The sequence below is a fragment of the Cocleimonas sp. KMM 6892 genome (genome assembly GCF_035798195.1).
Classification (GTDB): domain Bacteria; phylum Pseudomonadota; class Gammaproteobacteria; order Thiotrichales; family Thiotrichaceae; genus Cocleimonas; species Cocleimonas flava.
The window spans coordinates 208,383-228,767 of record NZ_JAPFBV010000004.1; the positions used below are offsets into that span (position 1 = coordinate 208,383).

At 41.6% G+C, this 20,385-nt stretch carries 17 protein-coding genes and 1 tRNA gene; 13 read left to right on the forward strand and 5 right to left on the reverse strand.

Annotated elements, in window-relative coordinates:
- Positions 1–462: 462 nt before the first annotated feature.
- A complete protein-coding gene (locus OO007_RS12625) occupies positions 463–1,038 on the forward strand; it encodes a hypothetical protein (protein WP_325809075.1) in 576 nt (191 codons plus the stop codon).
- A 176-nt stretch (positions 1,039–1,214) separates the two neighbouring features.
- Here OO007_RS12625 and OO007_RS12630 read toward each other — a convergent pair whose 3' ends face one another.
- A complete protein-coding gene (locus OO007_RS12630; RefSeq protein ID WP_325809076.1) occupies positions 1,215–1,985 on the reverse strand; it encodes a DsbA family oxidoreductase in 771 nt (256 codons plus the stop codon).
- Between the two features lie 445 nt (positions 1,986–2,430).
- Between OO007_RS12630 and OO007_RS12635 the strand changes: the two genes are divergently transcribed.
- Positions 2,431–2,994 carry a PhnA domain-containing protein gene (locus tag OO007_RS12635; protein WP_325809077.1) on the forward strand — a complete coding sequence of 188 codons (564 nt, stop codon included), beginning with the start codon at positions 2,431–2,433 and terminating at the stop codon, positions 2,992–2,994.
- Positions 2,995–3,178: 184 nt separating this feature from the next.
- On the opposite strand, the gene OO007_RS12640 is transcribed toward OO007_RS12635, so the two are convergent.
- The 4 genes from OO007_RS12640 to OO007_RS12655 form a co-directional block, all read right to left on the reverse strand.
- Positions 3,179–3,616 carry a hypothetical protein gene (locus OO007_RS12640; RefSeq protein WP_325809078.1) on the reverse strand — a complete coding sequence of 146 codons (438 nt, stop codon included), beginning with the start codon at positions 3,614–3,616 and terminating at the stop codon, positions 3,179–3,181.
- A 347-nt stretch (positions 3,617–3,963) separates the two neighbouring features.
- Positions 3,964–5,604: a chaperonin GroEL gene (gene groL, locus OO007_RS12645; protein WP_131906073.1), complete on the reverse strand. Its 1,641-nt coding sequence runs from the start codon at positions 5,602–5,604 to the stop codon at positions 3,964–3,966.
- A 58-nt stretch (positions 5,605–5,662) separates the two neighbouring features.
- Positions 5,663–5,953 carry a co-chaperone GroES gene (locus OO007_RS12650; protein WP_131906074.1) on the reverse strand — a complete coding sequence of 97 codons (291 nt, stop codon included), beginning with the start codon at positions 5,951–5,953 and terminating at the stop codon, positions 5,663–5,665.
- A 144-nt stretch (positions 5,954–6,097) separates the two neighbouring features.
- Positions 6,098–6,640 (reverse strand): FxsA family protein, encoded by a 543-nt coding sequence (locus OO007_RS12655; RefSeq protein WP_325809079.1) that lies wholly within the window; start codon positions 6,638–6,640, stop codon positions 6,098–6,100.
- Positions 6,641–6,772: 132 nt separating this feature from the next.
- On the opposite strand from OO007_RS12655, the gene OO007_RS12660 reads away from it, so the two are divergent.
- The 11 genes from OO007_RS12660 (at position 6,773) to pnp (ending at position 20,336) form a co-directional block, all read left to right on the forward strand.
- The gene (locus OO007_RS12660) at positions 6,773–7,096 is read left to right on the forward strand and encodes an H-NS histone family protein (RefSeq protein WP_325809080.1); all 324 of its coding nucleotides are present in this window, start codon (positions 6,773–6,775) and stop codon (positions 7,094–7,096) included.
- A 746-nt stretch (positions 7,097–7,842) separates the two neighbouring features.
- Positions 7,843–10,311 (forward strand): protein-disulfide reductase DsbD, encoded by a 2,469-nt coding sequence (gene dsbD, locus OO007_RS12665; protein WP_325809081.1) that lies wholly within the window; start codon positions 7,843–7,845, stop codon positions 10,309–10,311.
- Between the two features lie 22 nt (positions 10,312–10,333).
- Entirely contained in the window at positions 10,334–10,918 is a 585-nt protein-coding gene (locus OO007_RS12670; protein ID WP_131906078.1) for a TlpA family protein disulfide reductase, read from the forward strand.
- Between the two features lie 140 nt (positions 10,919–11,058).
- Positions 11,059–11,135 (forward strand) — tRNA-Met (locus OO007_RS12675).
- 147 nt (positions 11,136–11,282) lie between these two features.
- Positions 11,283–11,726 (forward strand): ribosome maturation factor RimP, encoded by a 444-nt coding sequence (gene rimP / locus OO007_RS12680; protein WP_325809082.1) that lies wholly within the window; start codon positions 11,283–11,285, stop codon positions 11,724–11,726.
- 17 nt (positions 11,727–11,743) lie between these two features.
- A complete protein-coding gene (nusA, locus tag OO007_RS12685) occupies positions 11,744–13,276 on the forward strand; it encodes a transcription termination factor NusA (RefSeq protein WP_131906080.1) in 1,533 nt (510 codons plus the stop codon).
- Between the two features lie 20 nt (positions 13,277–13,296).
- The gene (gene infB, locus OO007_RS12690; protein ID WP_325809083.1) at positions 13,297–16,110 is read left to right on the forward strand and encodes a translation initiation factor IF-2; all 2,814 of its coding nucleotides are present in this window, start codon (positions 13,297–13,299) and stop codon (positions 16,108–16,110) included.
- Positions 16,111–16,128: 18 nt separating this feature from the next.
- Positions 16,129–16,518, forward strand: a complete 390-nt coding sequence (rbfA, locus tag OO007_RS12695; RefSeq protein WP_131906082.1) for a 30S ribosome-binding factor RbfA — start codon at positions 16,129–16,131, stop codon at positions 16,516–16,518.
- Between the two features lie 2 nt (positions 16,519–16,520).
- On the forward strand, positions 16,521–17,453 hold the full coding sequence (gene truB / locus OO007_RS12700) for a tRNA pseudouridine(55) synthase TruB (RefSeq protein ID WP_325809084.1): 933 nt from the start codon (positions 16,521–16,523) through the stop codon (positions 17,451–17,453).
- Positions 17,454–17,770: 317 nt separating this feature from the next.
- The gene (gene rpsO / locus OO007_RS12705; protein WP_131906084.1) at positions 17,771–18,040 is read left to right on the forward strand and encodes a 30S ribosomal protein S15; all 270 of its coding nucleotides are present in this window, start codon (positions 17,771–17,773) and stop codon (positions 18,038–18,040) included.
- Positions 18,041–18,245: 205 nt separating this feature from the next.
- The gene (gene pnp / locus OO007_RS12710; RefSeq protein WP_325809085.1) at positions 18,246–20,336 is read left to right on the forward strand and encodes a polyribonucleotide nucleotidyltransferase; all 2,091 of its coding nucleotides are present in this window, start codon (positions 18,246–18,248) and stop codon (positions 20,334–20,336) included.
- The last annotated feature ends 49 nt before the right edge of the window (positions 20,337–20,385 follow it).

Here is a 20,385-nt window from a genome sequence, read left to right on the forward strand (position 1 = left end):
AATGAAAACAAAGATGTTATTCCTAATATAAACGAATATTGTTTTAATTGTTGTTAAATCGATTATATGCGGAAATTGCCAGTTCCCTTATTCAGGAAGCTCATATCGAAATTCCCAGAATAATTTAATTATATATACAACGCGGATAAGTTGAAGTGCTTACAAAAAATATTGTGGATAAAACACAATCTTAGAATCAAATCATGCATTCGTAGTAATCAATCGTACTAGTTGATTGTAGTAGTTAACCCATATCAGGCGAATATTAGGCTAATAAAAGTTTATAGGGCACCCCCCTACTTATGGGCACTTTTTTATTAACCGAGGTGTAGACGCTTTAATCACCACAGGTTTGCAGCTTATTTTCTGTTTATCGTTTCTATTTTATATATATATATATATCTTTCCCAAATTCTTTCGAGAACATGAAATAATGGATTGAAATAAAATAAGACCTATTTGATGAAACTAAAAATCATAACAACCGTATTATTCATGCTACTTAACTCTGCGATTCTGGCAGAAGCACTTTTCGTTGGCCCAAATTATGTTGATACCGAATTTACCGTGCTATTCAAAGGTATCAATATCAAAAAAGCTGAAAAAACAACCAACGACCTTCCAATGAGAGATTATCTGCCTTTTGGTTGGCGCGCTTATTACGTCGACGCTAAAGTAAAAGAAGTATTTAAAGGCAATTTAAAACCAGAAGAAACACTACAATTATTGTTTTACTCTTCTGTGCTATCACCCAATTTGCGTGAACAACTCGAAAACGAATTTATTCTCAGTTTTTGCCGATCAAAAAGCGGGGTTTACTATATAGGTCGCAACTTTTCGCTTGTCTATGCGAATCATGAAAACATTACAGCAATGCGAAGAATTCAGCGTAAAGGCACGGAGTACGAAGGTACTGGTGACTGCTCTCAAACCAACTTTAAATGGATGAATCCAGATACACATATCTTTGACCCTGATGTTGAAGCAGCACTAAAAGGCCTTTCGGAAAAGATAAAAAACAAAAAATCTACCAAGTAGACCTTCAAACATTAGTCGCTTCATCAAAGGTTTATTAAGAATATATATGTAAACCCACCCCCCTACTTTGAGGGGGTTTTTCTTTTCATGCCTTAGATGGCGCACGCTTATCTAATCTATGTATGCGAGTTAACGAGTTACGTATGCGGGTTAACGCATTAAGCAGGCTTAATTTTCTACTTCTTCTCATTGTGTAAGGCTACCAACAAGGCTTTATAGGCTTCAACCGGATTAGCTCCCCGACGTGCTACCCGCTTATCAAAAACCATCGTGGGAATACTGTGTACGCCTAAATCTTTCCAATATTTTTCATCATTTTTAACACGCTTTATTGCTTCAGCATCATCAAGCCTTGCTATTCCTTCTTCTGCATCTAATCCCACTTCTTTCAGAATTGAAGATAAAACTTCCCTATTACCAATATTTTTTTTCTCGCTAAAATAGGATTCCTGCAGTCTTACTTTCAGTTCCGTTTGCTTATTAAAGGCTTTCGCATAATCAAGTAAAACATGAGCATGAAACGTATTGGGTTTTTTCATCTCGTCGTAGTAATTAAATGTAAAACCAGAATCTTCACCTGTTTTTGCAACCGATGATCTTTTTTGTTTTAGCTCTTCGGGAGAGAGCCTTAATTTGTTCATTAAATATTGATCGGCATTAATTCCTTCTTGCGGCATATCAGGGTTAAGCTGAAAAGGATGCCAATGAATATCGACTTTATCCTGAAATTCTAATTCATCAATAGCCTGGCTGAGTCTCTTATAACCAACCGCACACCAAGGGCACACAACATCAGAGACAATATCAATTCTTATTTTATCTTCAGACTTACTCGCGGCGACACTTTCTGCATCAATTTCTTTTTGAGCCGCTAAGGCATTAGCACTGATAAAACTTATTTTTAAAATCATTATTAATATCAGTAGTTTATTTGTTTTTCTTAACATGCATATTTCCCTGTAAATTCGCTGTATTCAATACCCTATAAAGCTTCATAGACTTCATAAAACATCTATGACCCAATTGTATGCTTAGTATAAGCGGTTCAGATTGATTACTTTTGATCTTTACAAAATCTTTACATAAGCGCCACTTGAAATGGCCTAGATACCAAACAAGATGAGCGTAACTTTTACAATCAAATGCCGAGGGAGGTTAAAGCAACGTGTTGAGTCTTCTAGACTCCTGAAAATAACTTCTTATAGGTCACCCCCCTACTTTGGGGCTTTTTTTACTATTAATTTTATTCGTGTTGTCGAAACGCGTTCTTTAATCAGACCTAATGCGCTTGTACCCACTGTTTAATCGAGTAAGCAATTATTATCATCTCGATTAATGAAGAAATATGTAAAATATTCTAGAATCATTTTTTCTGCGATCCATGAGTTAAACATGTCAATTGACCCTCTTTTACTAAAACGCGCCCATTCCAAATGTGAATTCTGTGGTTCTGATGAAGAGTTAGCTACTTATGACATCCCACCGATTACGTTAAAGAGCCTGGATAAATCTATCTTAGTTTGCTCAACCTGTTTAGATCAAATCGAACACCCTGAAAAAATGCAGCCAAATCACTGGCGTTGTTTGAATGACACCATGTGGTCTGAAATACCCGCGATTCAAGCAATGAGCTGGCGCATGCTAGACCGCCTTAGAGATGAAGGCTGGCCAAATGATTTATTAGAAATGCTCTATATCGAAGATGATGTAAAGAAATGGGCAATGGCTGGTCTTAGAGCAGTCGATGGACCGACCCTAGACAGCAATGGCGTAGCATTTGCCCTAGGCGATTCCGCCATTATGATCAAAGATGTTTTTATCACTGGCGCTAATTTCACCGCCAAACGAGGAATGGTCGTAAAGAATATAGCACTGACAGATACCAATCGAAGTATCGAAGGAAACCTCAACGGCACGCGAGTCGTTTTAGGCGCTAAAACGGTAAAGAAAGTATAAACCACTACACCCCCCTACTTTGGGGCACTTTTTCTGGTTAAAGATGTAGTCTAGATAAGCGATAGCGTCATCTGGGTTTTGAGAGTTAACTATCGATAGTAGCAGGGACTAACTTGGTGCCACTAATCATGCGTTAGATGGCGCAAGCTTATCTAAGCTACGTGTGCTACCGCTATTTTATAGATTATTTGGGACAGTTTGCTGGGTTACCTTTAACTGCATCATCAAGTGGCTTAAGGTGCCTTTGCCACCCATTTGAATAGGCATATGCTTTAACAAAAGTATTACACCCCTGAATATTAGGAACTACTTCAGCAGTAAAAGCATAACCTAATTTATTTTTAACTGAGTATCTATTCCCATATGGTAAACGCTCTTTCACAACTTCCTGATGTATCGTCATGGGTATTATCATACCTGCTGCATAAGTTGCAGATTGAAATGGGCGATAACAACTAACCATGTAACTATCAAGTCTTTGATTAACGACCTCAGGAGAAAGGTCATAACAGAGACTACCAATATCTTTTGACTTGTTTACAACTTCTGAAGAGCTTTGTGGAATTGAGCAACTAACCAAAAAAGCACTCATAATTGATAAAACTAAAGACTTTATTTTCATTTTAATCCCTGAATCTTTTAAATGATTTTTACAAATCTGAATAACTCGGCATTTTGATTTCTAGGAAGTAAATCGAATAGCTCTTTAGGATAAACGCAGTAAATTGCTGGTTAAACTAGATAAAGGTCACCCCCCTACTTATAGGCACTTTTTTTCAAACAAAAAAAGGGACGCAAATTGCGTCCCTTTTTAGGTAGATACTAGAATGTATCCGACAGATATTTCAAGCAGGATTTTTGCTCAAGATCAAGGCGGGTATTTGGCTACAAGACCGAAGCGTACTTAAGTACGTGAGGGTTTGTAGTCAAATGCCCAACGCCGAGATTGAGCAAAAAGACTATTGAAATTTACATCATGCCGCCCATTCCACCCATTCCACCCATATCCGGCATACCGCCGCCAGCTCCGCCTTCTTCTGGCTTATCCGCTACCATTGCTTCGGTAGTGATGATTAGGCCAGATACAGATGCTGCGTTTTGTAGCGCTGTACGAGTTACTTTAGTTGGATCCAGGATACCCATTTCGATCATGTCGCCGTACTCGCTAGTACGTGCATTGTAGCCGAAGCTTCCTGCGCCGTTCTTTACTGCGTTAAGTACTACTGAAGACTCGTCGCCTGCGTTTTGACAGATTTGACGTAGTGGCTCTTCCATTGCACGAAGTAGGATTTTAATACCCATGTCTTGGTCGTGGTTGTCGCCTGAAAGATCAGAGATGTCTTGTAGTGCGCGAACTAATGCAACTCCGCCACCTGGTACCACACCTTCTTCTACTGCTGCGCGTGTTGCGTGAAGTGCATCTTCTACGCGAGCTTTCTTTTCTTTCATTTCAACTTCTGTTGCTGCGCCAACTTTGATTACTGCAACGCCACCAGCTAGTTTAGCTACACGCTCTTGAAGTTTTTCACGATCGTAGTCTGATGTTGTTGTTTCCATCTGTGCACGGATTTGGTCAACACGCGCTTTGATGTCTTCGCCTGTTCCTGATCCGTCTACGATTGTTGTGTTTTCTTTGTCTACTACGATACGCTTAGCAGAACCTAGATCTTCAACTGTGATGCCTTCTAGTGATAGGCCAACTTCTTCTGAGATTACTTTGCCGCCGGTTAGGATTGCAAGGTCTTCTAGCATTGCTTTACGACGATCGCCGAAACCAGGTGCTTTAACAGCTGTTACTTTTACGATGCCGCGCATATTGTTTACAACTAATGTTGCTAATGCTTCGCCTTCGATGTCTTCTGCTACGATAAGTAGTGGACGACCTGCTTTTGCAGCGCCTTCTAGTGTAGGAAGTAAGTCACGGATGTTTGTGATTTTCTTGTCATGTAGAAGAACTAATGGCTCTTCTAACTCAGCAGACATGTTTTGCTGGTTTGTCACGAAGTAAGGAGATAGGTAACCGCGATCGAACTGCATACCTTCTACAACGTCTAGTTCGTTTTCTAGTGCTGTGCCTTCTTCTACTGTGATTACGCCTTCTTTGCCAACTTTGTCCATTGACTCAGCGATGATGCCACCGATGTTTTCATCAGAGTTTGCAGAGATTGTTCCAACCTGTGCGATTGCATCGTTGTCTGCACATGGTTTTGACATTTCTTGTAGCTTTGCTACTGCTGCCTTAGTTGCCTGGTCGATACCACGCTTAAGGTCCATTGGGTTCATGCCTGCAGCTACTGACTTCATGCCTTCGCGAACGATTGCTTGTGCCAATACTGTTGCTGTAGTTGTTCCGTCACCAGCGATGTCAGATGTTTGTGAAGATACTTCTTTCACCATCTGTGCGCCCATGTTTTCGAATTTGTCTTCTAATTCGATTTCTTTTGCTACTGATACACCATCTTTAGTGATCGTTGGAGCACCAAATGATTTATCTAATACTACGTTACGGCCTTTAGGACCTAGCGTTACTTTTACTGCGTTAGCTAGAACGTTTACACCTTCAACCATACGTGAACGTGCGTCATCTCCAAATCGTACTTCTTTAGCCATTTTTATTTACCTCTAAATTTGTTTTTTAATCAATGAAAGTTTTTAGCGTTGCGAGTGATTACTCTACTACTGCTAAAATGTCTTCTTCTTTCATCATTAGTAAGTCTTCACCTTCAACTTTCACAGCTTGACCTGAGTATTGGCCGAATAGGACTTTGTCGCCTATTTTTACGTCCATTGCGCGTACATCACCAGAATCTGTGATTCTGCCGTTGCCTGCTGCAATGATTTCGCCTGTGTTTGGTTTTTCTCCGCTTGCGCTATCTGGAATGATAATTCCACCAGCTGACACTTTTTCTTCTTCAGTCGGACGTACTAGAACTCGGTCGTGTAGAGGACGAATCGCCATGTGTAACTCCTTATAATGTAAATTTTAATTAAATTTATGTAATGTTTAATTTGGCTCATCAAGAGTGGATTAGCACTCTCGATCAGGGACTGCTAATGATAGGGTCAGATTTTAGTATTTCAAGTGAATTTTTTATTTAATTGCTCAAAGATCGCTATCTGACTTATTTTTATTGCTGATTACAATGGTTTCCTGATGGACTTCTCCGTCTTTTACGACGGTGTATTCACCTTCTACGATATCGGCATCAGCGCCATCTGAGTTGAACGGGGAACCTGCTTGCCCATTGAAGCCTGCACCGAATCCACCCATACCTCCGGTTACTTTCATTGCTGATCGTTTGATTATGTTACTGGCAATATATTGACGACTAAATGGCAGCAAACATAAGAAACCAATGGTGTCAGTGACAAAACCCGGTGTCATTAGGAGTGCGCCACCAACGGCGAGAATTATGCCTTCGACCATTTCCTGTGCAGGAATTTTACCCTGCGACATGTTCTGCTGAAATCGTGCGAGTGTGGATAAACCCTGTTGGCGCAGTAGCCCTGCACCAATTACAGCGGTTAATACCACCAGTATGATGGTTGGTAGTGCGCCGATGACTTCGCCGACTTTTATTAGAAAGTAGATCTCTGTGATGGGGATGATCAAAAATAGAACGGCAAAGATGGTGGTCGAACGCATAGATATACTCCACAATATTGAAGGGTAATTTTAATTAATACCTTTGTTTCAATATAGTTATAAAAGGTGTTACTTCAATAGTAATATCATTTTAACCTTTTCGGGCCTTTTAAGAGCGTTTGGACATAAGTTATGAAAACCATTGATTTGAGTGAGTTAAATCTTGAAGAACTGATTTTTCTTCATGGTGAATTACCCAAATATATTAACAAGGCGAGAAAGGCTGAAAAGCTTGCATTAAAGGAACAAATGGAAGCAATGGCGGCAGAGGCCGGCTTTAGTCTGGATGAAATCGTGAATAATAAAAACAAAACCCAGATAGGATTTGTGAAAGCAAAATACAGAAACCCGGATGATTTCAATGAAACCTGGAGTGGTCGTGGCAAAAAGCCCAAATGGGTTCAGGATTACATTGGAGATAAGGGCACTCTGGACGATTTATTGATTATTCTTTGATATATGATTTTCTAATCGTTTTTTAACGACGATTCCTTACGGAATCTACGATGGACTTTAGTGAGCTTATCGTTTTGTTGTTAAAACGAGTAACTCAATTATTTGACTTGTCATTTCTGGCTTTTGGTAAGCGTTAAACTGATAAACCATCGAACTCCAAATTAGTCAGCCTTGAATTTGATCATTGTACATCGACGATTCCTTACGGAATCTACGATGGACTTTAGTGAGCTTACCGTTTTGTTTTTTAAAACGGGTAACTCAATTATTTGACTTGTCATCTCTGGCTTTTGGTAAGCCTAGAAAAGCCACCCCCCCTACTTTGAGCCGTTTTTTTTAGCTTGTTTTCTATTTAACTTGCATACAGCTTGCTTACGTTATTATGAGCTTACTTACATTAATTATTAGTAACGTTGGGCTTTTTGATTTTATTGATGATTATGATTGGCGTTATAATGCAGGTTTTCCTTAAGTGGTGTTACTAGTTCGCATACTTTTCTTGCATCCATGACTCTGTTATAAAACGTATTAAGCTGTGATTTTTGCCTGTACGTATTGCACGTACTGTTGATTTGCAAACGATTTGAGACAGCTACTGCTAGAGAACCGGACTTTTTAAACGTTATACATAAACGACGCAGATAAAGTTGAGATAACGGTTGTTGACCCTTTTAAACAATAAATTAGATTTTACGAGAGCGCGTAACGCCTTCGAAAGAATCTTAAATAAATAAGATAACGCTTTTATGTTAAAGAAACTTTTACATAGTGCATTTTCCCTAAAGTCACTAACATCACTTATTTTGCTGTTTGTATCATTGAATACATTTGCAGCAAACCCTGACGATTTATTACCGCCAGATGAAGCGTTCAGCCCTTCATTATCGAGCAGTTCACCAGAGAGTTTAACCGCCACCTGGAATATCGCTGATGGTTATTATATGTACCGCAAGCGTTTCTCCTTCGAAAGTGAAACACCGGGCATCACACTAGGCGAAGCCACGTTCCCCAAGGGTAAGATTAAAGACGACCCGGGTTTTGGCAAAGTAGAAACGTATCGCAACAAAATCGCTGTGCAAATTCCGTTGATTCGAGATGCTTCTGTCTCATCGGGTACGGAACTGTCGTTAAAAACCAAGTCTCAAGGTTGTGCGGATATTGGAGTGTGTTACCCACCGCAAAAGAAAACGCTAACGCTGAAACTTGCCGCGTTACCTGCACCTGCTATGGACCCCATTGCCGCAGCCAAAAAACCTGGCGCACTTTCATTAACCGCGCCTGCGAATGATGTTTTTACGCCGACGGCCTCTTCTTCTATTGCACCTATTCCTCTTTCTGATAAAGCACCCGCAGCAGGTTTAAGCCTTGCTGATGAGTTAGGCATTACCGGACTTGATGCACCCAATGAACCACTTCATCCCGATGAGGCGTTTGGTTTTGACCTGACCGCTGTCGACAAACAAACACTCAATGCCCGCTGGGATATCCTGGAAGGCCATTACCTTTATCAGCATAAATTCAAGTTTGAAATTGTTGATCCTGCGTCTGGGGTGAGTTTACAAAAAGTATCGCTCCCTAAAGGTAAGGAAGAGCACGATCAGTATTTCGGCGATATCGTTATCTACAATAAACCAATCGATGTAAAGCTACCTTTTACAGGCAAAACGGATGAAATAACCGTAAAGTCGAGCTACCAAGGCTGTTCTAAGTTGACTGGCATTTGCTACCCGCCTCAACATAAAACACAAAAGGTAAGCCTTACGAATGCGCCTGCGGCTATTGCCTCTGCAGATGCATCAGCCACGTCTAATGCTGGCGATAACAATTCGACAGCTACTGCAACAACAAATGCAGTTACGGATAACAACAATGCCGTTGCAGCGACAACCAAAGTTTCTGCACAGGATGGATTTGTCAATAAACTACTGACTGATAGTTTTCTGGTGGTTTTGTTTACCTTCTTCCTTGCGGGTCTGGCACTGACGTTTACTCCGTGCGTATTCCCGATGATCCCTATTCTATCTGGCATTATTGCTGGACAAGGTAGCGATAACAGCACGCGTAAATCTTTCTTCTTATCGCTTTCTTATGTATTAGCAATGGCTTCAACCTACGCCATTGTCGGCGTAATTGCGGCATTGAGTGGAGAGAACCTTCAAGTTGCCTTACAAAACCCCTGGGTGATTGGTGCATTCGCAGGTTTGTTTGTTTTGCTATCGCTCGCCATGTTTGGCTTCTATGAATTACAAATGCCTGCGAGTATTCAGAGCAAATTAACCAATATCAGTAATAGCCAATCCGGTGGCAGTATGTTGAATGCTGGCATTATGGGCTTGTTATCTGCCTTGATTGTTGGCCCTTGTGTCACCGCCCCACTTATAGGCGCTTTAATTTATATCGCACAAACTAAAGATGTGGTGCTGGGTGGTTTGTCATTATTTGCACTCGGCCTCGGTATGGGCGTACCCCTTCTGATTATTGGTACTTCAGCAGGCAAGATTTTACCTAGAGCTGGCGCCTGGATGGATAAGGTAAAAGCTGGCTTCGGTATTATGATGCTGGCTCTTGCTATCTGGATGCTTGAACGTATTCTGCCGATGACTGCGATTGTATTGCTTTCTGGCATTCTAGCGATCTTCACCGGTATTTACATGGGTGGTCTCGATGCACTGAATGAGGCGAGTACCGGCTGGAAACGTTTCTTTAAAGCGTCTGGTTTAGTCACACTACTCTATGGCGCAATGCTATTAATTGGCGCAGCGAGCGACAATGGCAGTTTAATCCATCCTTTAAAAGGCAGCTTTGCAAGTGATGGCTCATCCGTTGCAGCGGTTGAACAAAAGCTCGTCTTTAGACAAATTAAAGGCGTAGAAGGTCTTGACCAAGCATTAGCGCTAGCAACACAGCAAGGGCAAACAGTGATGCTGGACTTCTATGCTGACTGGTGTATTTCTTGTAAAGAAATGGAGCATGGCACCTTCACAGATTTAAACGTGATTAATTCATTAAAAGACACCGTATTGTTGCAAGCCGATGTCACACCGAATGATGACTTAGATAAAGCATTGTTGAAGAAATTCGGGCTATTCGGACCTCCGGGTATTTTATTCTTCGATAAGAACAGTAAAGAAAACCTACCATTCAGAATTGTTGGAGAGATGAAGGCTGATCCTTTTAATAATCATGTACAAGAATTTTTAAAGACAGTTAAATAAATCCCCCATTCAAAGAGCAAGTATGAAAAAACTACCCATTATCGTCGCAATATTTTTATTCTTAGGTTTTGCCAGTGCCTATGCCGTCAAAAATGACGTGCATAAAAAGATCTTTGGTGATGATTCATCCATTGTATTCCTGATTGAAAAGACATTAGGACATAACCCTCCAGCGTTAGCGAAAGACATGGTCGGTAAAAACGCACCTGCTTTTACATTAACCAGCGAAAGCGGTCCGGTAAGTCTGGCTGATTATAAAGGTCAATTAGTGCTGCTTAACTTCTGGGCGTCATGGTGTCCGCCCTGTCGTGCGGAAATGCCAGGATTTATCAAGACGCAGGAAAAGTATAAGGATAAACCTTTTACTTTTTTAGGTGTTGCCATAGAAGATAAAGAAGATGTTTTATCTTACGCCAAAGAAATTGGAGTTAATTATCCCATCACTTATGGCACAGAAGACGCCTATAACGTTGTCAGTAGTTATGGCAACCCTGATGGTGCACTACCCTATAGTATTCTGATTAGTCCAGAGCAAAAAATCCTGCATGTTTTTTCAGGTTACTTAAGCGAAGATAAACTCGAAGAATTAATTGCTCAGAATTTGTAATTTAGATTTATTTTTTACTAAAAATGACGCCTGACAACCGATCTATCAACGGTTTCTGAATTAGATTAAATTAAATAAGAGTTTCTTAAAATTATTGCTTGATATTACAAATAAGTATCCCTATAATTTCCCTCCTCTGATGCGGGGTGGAGCAGTCTGGCAGCTCGTCGGGCTCATAACCCGAAGGTCGTAGGTTCGAATCCTGCCCCCGCTACCAAATTCAGGTAAGTAACTATTTCGACGTTATTTTCATAATAAAAAAGCCCCGTTTTAACGGGGCTTTTTTATTATTTACACTACTAGAAAATTCAAGAAAACCGAACCAAGTAAGCTCGCGCCGACAAGGGAAACATAAGGAAGCATTGTGCAAACTGCATTAAACAATTTAGTCAAAAATACAGTTGAAGGCCTAGACTTCATACTTTGGGGATACGAATATCGCCCTCATAGTGAAAGCGCACTTCTTCGAGTATTTATTGAAAAAGAAGGCGGCATTAGCGTTGATGATTGCGCAACTGTCAGCAGGCAACTTGGTGCTGTACTTGATGTTGAGAATATTATTCCAGTAGCTTATATTTTGGAGATATCTTCTCCGGGCATGGATAGAGTTTTGTTTACTGCTGATCAGTACCAAGACTATATTGGTGATTCTTTAAAAATCAGAACCAGAACACCAATTGAAGATAGAAGAAATTTTAAAGGCTCATTAGTCAGCGCTAATGAGAACTTTGTAACAATCAAAGTAGACAATACAGAATTTGAAATTCCGTTTGAATCCATTGATAGAGCCAGATTGGTTCTGGACTAAAGGTTGAAAAAGAAACTATGAGCAAAGAAATACTATACGTTGTTGATGCTGTATCAAACGAAAAAAATCTAGAAGCAGAAGATATTTTTGAGGCGGTAGAAATTGCAATCGCAACTGCCACGCGCAAGAAGTATGGAGCAGAACAAGATTTCCGTGTAGATATTGATCGCGAAACAGGTGATTACGATACCTTCCGTCGCTGGCAGATTATGGATGATGAAGATCCAGAATTCGAATCACCAGAAAGACACATATTAAAAAGCTACGCAGATGATAGAAAGCTTGGCTTAGAAATTGGCGAATTCCTTGAAGAGCCAGTTGAATCAATTGAATTTGGACGCATAACGGCACAAATCGCTAAGCAAGTGATCATGCAGAAAGTTCGTCACGCAGAACGCCAAAAAGTTGCTGATGCATTCCAGGAAAGCGTTGGAAAATTGGTACTTGGTACAGTTAAGCGTGTTGATAGACGCGGCATCGTATTAGACCTTGGTGAAAATAGTGAAGCTATTATCCCTCGTGAAATGATGATTCCTCGTGAGATGGCTCGAATGGGCGATCGTATGCGCGGCATTCTTCAGGAAATTGACGAAGAAGGACGCGGCGGGCCAAAGCTAATCGTTAGTCGTATTGATGATGACTTCCTGGTTGAGCTTGTAAAATTAGAAGTGCCGGAGATTGGCCAGGAGCTAATCGATATCATGGGCGCTGCTCGTGATCCTGGGTCTCGTTCGAAGATTGCAGTTAGAGCTAATGTACCAAATCTTGACCCAGTAGGTGCTTGTGTTGGTATGAGAGGGTCTAGAATACAGACTGTAACGAATGAAATGAACAATGAGCGTGTAGACATTATCCCTTGGGATGATGACATTGCACGTTTCGTAATCAACGCTATGCAGCCTGCTGAAGTTTTATCGATTGTTATCGACGAAGACAAGAAAAGCATGGATATCGGTGTTGACGAAGAAATGCTTGCTCAAGCCATTGGTAAAGGCGGACAAAACGTACGTCTGGCAAGTAAACTAACAGGCTGGACACTCAATGTTATGAGTGAAGAAGAAGCCGAAAGTAAAAGTAAAAGCGAACAAAGCATCATGGTTTCTCTGTTTGCAGAAAAACTTGATGTAGATGAAGAAGTGGCTAGCATACTTGTTGATGAAGGCTTCTCAAGTCTTGATGAAGTTGCTTATGTGCCGATGGAAGAATTCTTGAAGATTGAAGAATTTGATGAAGAAATTATCGAAGAGCTAAGAAGTAGAGCACGTAACGCCCTACTCGCGCTAGCGATAACAGGAGAAGGTGGAAAACCTGCTCAGGATCTTCTAGAAATGAAAGGCATGAATAATGCACTCGCGCAACTACTCGCCAGCAAAGGCATCTGTACGATGGAAGACCTTGCGGAACAAGCAACTGACGAGTTAGTTGAAATTGAAGGTATAGATGAAGAGCAAGCTGCTAAGTTAATCATGACCGCACGTGCACCATGGTTTGCCGAAGCTGAAGCGGAAGAAAAGTCAGACAAATCTGATGAATCTGCTTCAAATGTGTAAACCAAATAGAGGGTTAATAAATGTCAGACATAATAGTAAAACAACTCGCCGAACTCATTGGCGCTCCAGTCGAAAGTTTATTACGACAACTTAACGACGCAGGAATCAGTGTTTCAGGCGCTGAAGACAGCATTACGGATGCGCAAAAGTTAAAGCTACTTGAATTTATTCGCACAGGTCAAGCGACTACAACTGAAGCTGCACCTAAGAAAGCGGGTGGAAAAATATCACTTAAAAGACGTTCTAGCAGCGAGATCAACGTATCCGGCGCTCAAGGTAAGACTAACGTCTCTGTAGAAGTAAGACGCAAGAAAAACTTTAGTCGATCAGCAACTGAGACAAGCACTGAAAGCGAAACCTCTAGCGCTGATATCGATGATTTAAATGCATCCGCGAATCGCACCAATGATCTGGCCGAGCAGCTTTCTAACGAGAGAAAAGCTCGCGAAGACGCAATAGACAAGTCTAAAGCAGAACGTCAGGCGACCAGCGAACGCAAAGCGGAAGAAAAAATAGAGCGCGACACAGCGAAAGAAACTGCGGAAACTACAGCAGAAGCACCTCAGGAAGAAGTTACTGAGACTGCCGTTGAACCTGAAGTTACAACCGAGACTGTTGCAGAAGAAAGTACACCTACTGCTACAGAAGAATCGGCACCAGCGGAAACACCCGTTGCTGAAAAGACCGAAGAAGCTCCTGCAGAAGTTGCTCCTGTTAAGAAGAAACTTGAACTTCCAACAGATCCAAGAGAAAGACGTGAATTCTTGGCGAAACGCGCAAGAGATGAAGCTGCGGCGAAATTTAAGAAGCGCCCTTCTCGTCCGAAGCCAGTTCCTAAGCCTGCACCAGCAAAACCTGCGGCTGCTCCTGCACCCGCTCCCTCACCTACTGCTAACGCAAATAAAGGTAAGAAAAAGCCGTTCCAGGGTCGTGGCGGAACACCAGGTGGACAGTTACATGTTAAAGAAGGTCTAAGCGGTCGTCGCAAGAAGAAAGGCAAACGCACCAGAAGTGTAAAAATTGAGCAATCAACAGAGCATGGATTCGTTGCACCAACAGAACCTGTAGTGCGTAGCATAGAAATCCCAGAAACTATCGTTGTATCTGAACTTGCTCAAATGTTATCTGTTAAAGGTGGTGACGTTATAAGAGCGATGATGGATATGGGCGTAATGGCCACTATCAATCAAGTGGTTGATCAGGACACAGCGATACTGATTGTTGAAGAAATGGGTCATGAAGCTAAAGCAGCAACCTCAGAAGAAGAGAAATCATCGACTGAAAACTTGCTTGAAGATACTAGCCAATATGAAACATTCTCACGCGCTCCTGTTGTTACAATTATGGGACACGTTGACCATGGTAAAACATCGTTACTTGATTATATTCGTGAAAGTCGCGTTGCATCAGGCGAAGCAGGTGGAATTACCCAGCATATTGGTGCTTATCAAGTAGCAACAGCGAATGGCATTATCTCTTTCTTAGACACACCGGGTCACGCGGCGTTTACGCAAATGCGTGCACGTGGTGCGAAAGCGACTGATATTGTTATTTTGGTTGTTGCAGCTGACGATGGCGTTATGCCTCAGACAGAAGAAGCGATTAAACACACTCGCGAAGCGGGAGTACCATTAATTGTTGCTATCAATAAGATAGACAAAGAATCAGCAGACCCAGAAAGAGTTAAAAGCGAGCTTGCAAAGTTTGAAGTTGTTGCTGAAGAATGGGGTGGAGAAGACGTATTTGCTAATGTATCTGCTAAAACAGGTGAAGGCATCGATGGTCTTTTAGAATCTATTCTTTTAGTGGCCGAAGTAAGAGAACTTAAAGCACGTAAAGACGGCCCAGCTAAAGGCACTATTATTGAGTCTAGCGTGGTAAAAGGACGTGGTGCTGTTGCAACTGTTCTGGTACAGGAAGGCACACTTAAGAAAGGCGATGTAGTACTTGCAGGTTCTGAGTTTGGACGTGTTCGTGCAATGACAGATGACCTTGGCAAGCCTATTACAGAAGCTGGCCCATCAACTCCGATTGAAATTCTTGGTTTATCAGGAACACCATCTGCAGGCGATGATTTAGTTGTACTGAAGAATGAGCGTAAAGCACGTGAGCTTGCAACGAAACGTCACGAGAAAGAACGTGAAACACGTTTTGCAGCTCAACAAGCGGCTAAACTGGACGCGATGTTCGAGAAAATGCAGGATGGCGAGAAGAGTACGCTTAATGTATTACTTAAAGCAGACGTTCAAGGCTCTCTGGAAGCAATCAAGAGCTCTTTAAATGCCCTATCTACCGATGAAGTTGTAGTAAATATCATCTCTTCAGGTGTGGGTGGATTGAGTGAAACTGACATCAGTTTGGCGCAATCTTCAGAAGCAGTCATTATCGGCTTTAATGTACGTGCTGATGCATCTGCAAGAAGATTCGCACAAGAGTCTGACACTGAAATTCGTTACTACAGCATCATCTACGAACTAATTGATGATGTTCGTGATGCAATGAGTGGACTACTTAAGCCTGAACTACGTGAAGAGCTTGTTGGTATTGCAGAAGTTAAGGACGTATTTACAGGTTCTGGCTTTGGTAATATCGCTGGTTGTTTGGTTATCGAAGGCAAGATCAAGAAAGACCTACCGATTCGCGTATTACGTAAAGACGTGGTTATCTATGAAGGTTACCTCGAGTCACTTCGTCGCCATCAAGATGATGTGAAAGAAGTTGCGATGGGTACTGAATGTGGTATCGGCGTTAAAAACTACGATGACGTTCAGCCGGGCGATCAAATCGAAGTATTTACACGTACTGAAATTGAAAGGAAACTAGAGTCTAGCTAAGTCGCTAGAGAAACCGATATGCCTTACGATTATTCACGCACCGACCGTATTGGTGAGCAAATCAAACGAGAGCTTTCCATGCTAATTCGCAATGAGATCAAAGATCCACGCGTTAGCATGGTGAGCATTCTTGATGTTGAAATCACCAAAGACCTTTCTAAAGCCAAAGTTTATTTTGATGCATTGAATCAAGAAGAACACGAAGCTTGCGAAAAGGGATTAAACAATGCTGCAGGTTTTCTTCGCAGAGAATTAGGTCACGCGATTAAACTGCGTAACACCCCTTCCCTGACGTTCATCTATGATGATACGGAACAGAAGGCAAACGATCTCTCTGTTTTGATAGACAAAGCCGTTTCATCTGATCAAAAGTCATCTGACAAAAAATCTTCAGATAAAGAAGACTAACCTTGGCTAGACGCAAAGGTAATGACGTCGATGGCATTCTGCTACTCGACAAACCTCTTGGTAGAAGCTCTAACAACGCACTGCAAAAAGTACGTTATCTTTTTCAGGCTAAAAAAGCCGGACACACAGGAAGCCTCGATCCTTTAGCGACTGGCGTATTACCGGTATGTTTTGGCCAGGCTAGCAAAGTCACCCCCTATCTTTTAGATGCAGATAAAAGCTATCGCTGTACCGCTCAACTCGGAGTCACCACAACCACTGGCGATAAAGAAGGCGACGTTTTACAAGAACGCGAAATCACAGACTTTAACGAACAAGATGTAGAAGCCGTTCTAGCAACCTTCCGAGGCGCAATCGAACAAGTTCCACCGATGTATTCTGCGTTAAAGCATAACGGTCAACCATTATATAAATTGGCGCGACAAGGAATTGACATCAAACGCAAACCACGTGATGTAACCATTCACGAACTCGTGTTAATCGATAAAACTGAAGATTCCATCACTCTGGATGTAAGATGCAGCAAAGGCACCTATATCCGCACACTGGCACAAGATATTGGCGAAGCACTTGGTTTTGGCGCGCATTTAAGCATGCTTAGAAGAACCCATGTATCACCCTTTAATTGCGATAAGCTTTATACTATTGAAGATATAGAACAACTCGCAGAAACAGGGAAACTCGATGAAGCTCTATTACCTATCGACACGGCTCTTCAGGAATTACCTAGCTTAAACCTTAGCGAAGAAGAAACCAAACTACTGCGCAATGGCATTAAGGTAAAAAAAGCAGATACACCAGATTCCGACATGATTAGACTCTATAACCAGAACAACACATTCATCGGCATTGGCAGACAGTCAAAAAATGATAATGACGAGATTCAAATAGCTCCTCGCAGAATGATGAACACACACGAACCTTTATCTGAGTAGTTTTAAGTAGCTAAGTAGCCGAGTAGTAGTCAAAACAATAGACGAATTAATCAGTCTAAAACAGCGTAAATAAGCCCTTTAGGTCACCCCCCTACTTATAGCCCTTTTTTACACAAAGAATTAAGCAGAAGTAAGAAATTAAAAGGCTTACTTTGGTGCTTAGCGCGTGTTACAATGCGCCGTTTTTAGGGTAGTCAATATACAATTGAGGCTTGTTTCACTGAGCTGATAGGATTTTGACTACTTTTTTCAACCCAATCTACCCTGATATATTCATAAAATATACTTTGTAGGTACTTATCTGGAACTTAGGAACTATGTCTCTGAACGCAGAAACTAAAGCGAAAATCGTTGCTGAATATCGCTTGTCAGACACTGACACCGGGTCTTCGGAGGTGCAGGTTGCGCTTTTAACAGCGAATATCAAGCATCTTACGGAGCACTTTAAAATTCACAAGCATGATCATCACTCACGTCGTGGTCTATTGAGAATGGTTAACTCTCGTCGTAGCTTGCTTGATTATTTAAATCGAAAAGATTCAGCTCGTTATCAAGACCTTATTAAACGTCTCGGTATTCGTCGCTAGATTTAGAATACTTTAAACACCGCATCCGTGCGGTGTTTTTATTTCAGTATCATGACTTAAGGCTGTTTACAAAAGTTAATACCCACCCCCCTACTTTGAGGCATTAATTTTTATAAACATCCTTCGTGATACTAATCGATACTAAAGTCTCAACAAATATTTAAAACGCAAGAACACACAAGATTATATAAAAGGAACAAAAAACATGTTTGATGTTGTAACTACAACTTTCCCATACGGTGAACATACTGTTGAATTAGAAATGGGCGAAATCGCTCGCCAAGCTCACGCTGCTGTAAAAGTAGATATGGGTGGAACGGTAGTATTTGTATCAGTAGTTGGAAGAAAAGAAGCAAAGCCAGGACAGGACTTCTTCCCACTAACGGTTAACTATCAAGAAAAAACATACGCTGCCGGTAAAATACCTGGTGGTTTCTTCCGTCGTGAAGGACGCCCAAGTGAAGGCGAAACATTATTAGCACGTTTGATTGACCGTCCTATTCGCCCATTATTCCCTAACGGGTACATGAACGAAGTTCAGGTTATCATCACTGTTGTATCTTTAAACCCAGATATCCTACCTGACGTTCCTGCAATGCTAGGTACATCTGCTGCACTTGCGGCTTCAGGCATTCCATTTGCTGGCCCGATTGGCGCTGCACAAATTGGTTATAAAGATGGCGAATACATCTTGAACCCTAGTGTTGCTCAACTGGAAGAATCAGACCTAGACCTTATGGTTGCAGGTACTGAGCATGCTGTACTTATGGTTGAATCTGAAGCGAAAGAGCTTTCAGAAGAAGTTATGTTAGGCGCAGTTGTATACGGACATGAGCAAATGCAACCAGCTATTGCTGCAATCAAAGAGTTTGCCGCTGAAGTTGGTAACGAAACATGGGAATGGACAGCTGCAGAAAAAGATACTGCACTGGCTAAATCTGTTGCAGATATCTGTGAAGCAGACCTTAAAGATGCATTTTCAACCGCTGACAAGATGGATCGTCAGGACAAGGTTGCAGCTGCTAAAGCTAAATTAATGGAAACGCTAGCAACAGGTGAAGAAGACGCACCGAGTGATAGCGACATTGGCAATGCATTCAAAGATCTTGAGAAAAGCATCGTACGTAGCCGCATCATCGCTGGTGAGCCACGTATCGATGGACGTGATAGCTCAACTGTTCGTGGTATCGAATCACGTGTAGGTGTTTTACCACGTACTCACGGTTCTGCGTTATTCACACGTGGTGAGACTCAGGCATTGGTAGTAACTACATTGGGCACAACACGTGACGCTCAGATCGTTGATGCATTACAAGGTTCTTACAAAGATGCATTCATGCTTCACTACAACTTCCCTCCTTACTCTGTAGGTGAGACTGGTCGTACTGGTAGCCCGGGTCGTCGTGAGATTGGTCACGGCCGTTTAGCTAAGCGCGGTGTTCTAGCGGTTATGCCTGATCAGGAATCTTTCCCATACACTATTCGCGTCGTTTCTGAAATTACAGAATCAAACGGTTCAAGCTCAATGGCTTCTGTTTGTGGTACGTCACTGTCTTTGATGGACGCTGGTGTTCCAATTAAAGCTCCTGTTGCTGGTATCGCAATGGGTCTTGTTAAAGAAGGCGAGAAATTTGCTGTACTAACAGACATCCTGGGCGACGAAGATCACTTAGGTGATATGGACTTTAAAGTAGCGGGTACTAAAGACGGTATCAACGCACTTCAAATGGACATCAAGATTGACGGCATCACTAAAGAGATTATGGAAATCGCACTTGAGCAAGCTCAAACTGCACGTTTACATATCCTTGATGAGATGAACAAAGTTATCGATAAGTCTCGTGACGATATTTCTGACTTTGCTCCACGTTACGTAACAATGAAAATTAACCCTGATAAGATTCGTGAAGTTATCGGTAAAGGCGGCGAGACTATTCGCGGCATTACAGAGCAAACTGGCGCACAGGTTGATATCGATGATACTGGCGCGATCAAAATCTCTGCTGTTGACGGCGCTGCTGCTAACGCTGCGAAGAAAATTATCGAAGATATTACTGCTGAAGCTGAAGTGGGCACTATCTACAACGGTAAAGTTGCAAAAATCATGGAATTTGGTGCTTTTGTAACAATCCTACCGGGCAAAGATGGTCTTGTTCACATTTCACAGATCAGTAATGATCGTGTTGAAAAAGTAAGCGATCACCTAAAAGAAGGCGATGAAGTACGCGTTAAGCTACTTGAAATTGACCGTCAGGGTCGTATGCGTCTAAGCATGAAAGAAGTAGATGCTGAGTGATTTATTAGCTAAGTATTACTTCTCTAATTGTAATTAATTTTACAATCTG

Coding starts and splice junctions, on each gene's coding strand:
- OO007_RS12630 (WP_325809076.1), bottom strand. CDS start 1,985: ATGTTAAGAAAAACAAATAAACTACTGATATTAATAATGATTTTAAAA.
- OO007_RS12640 (WP_325809078.1), bottom strand. CDS start 3,616: ATGAAAATAAAGTCTTTAGTTTTATCAATTATGAGTGCTTTTTTGGTT.
- rpsO (WP_131906084.1), top strand. CDS start 17,771: ATGTCTCTGAACGCAGAAACTAAAGCGAAAATCGTTGCTGAATATCGC.
- OO007_RS12660 (WP_325809080.1), top strand. CDS start 6,773: ATGAAAACCATTGATTTGAGTGAGTTAAATCTTGAAGAACTGATTTTT.
- groL (WP_131906073.1), bottom strand. CDS start 5,604: ATGGCTAAAGAAGTACGATTTGGAGATGACGCACGTTCACGTATGGTT.
- OO007_RS12625 (WP_325809075.1), top strand. CDS start 463: ATGAAACTAAAAATCATAACAACCGTATTATTCATGCTACTTAACTCT.
- nusA (WP_131906080.1), top strand. CDS start 11,744: ATGAGCAAAGAAATACTATACGTTGTTGATGCTGTATCAAACGAAAAA.
- infB (WP_325809083.1), top strand. CDS start 13,297: ATGTCAGACATAATAGTAAAACAACTCGCCGAACTCATTGGCGCTCCA.
- OO007_RS12655 (WP_325809079.1), bottom strand. CDS start 6,640: ATGCGTTCGACCACCATCTTTGCCGTTCTATTTTTGATCATCCCCATC.
- OO007_RS12650 (WP_131906074.1), bottom strand. CDS start 5,953: ATGGCGATTCGTCCTCTACACGACCGAGTTCTAGTACGTCCGACTGAA.
- dsbD (WP_325809081.1), top strand. CDS start 7,843: ATGTTAAAGAAACTTTTACATAGTGCATTTTCCCTAAAGTCACTAACA.
- OO007_RS12635 (WP_325809077.1), top strand. CDS start 2,431: ATGTCAATTGACCCTCTTTTACTAAAACGCGCCCATTCCAAATGTGAA.
- OO007_RS12670 (WP_131906078.1), top strand. CDS start 10,334: ATGAAAAAACTACCCATTATCGTCGCAATATTTTTATTCTTAGGTTTT.
- pnp (WP_325809085.1), top strand. CDS start 18,246: ATGTTTGATGTTGTAACTACAACTTTCCCATACGGTGAACATACTGTT.
- rbfA (WP_131906082.1), top strand. CDS start 16,129: ATGCCTTACGATTATTCACGCACCGACCGTATTGGTGAGCAAATCAAA.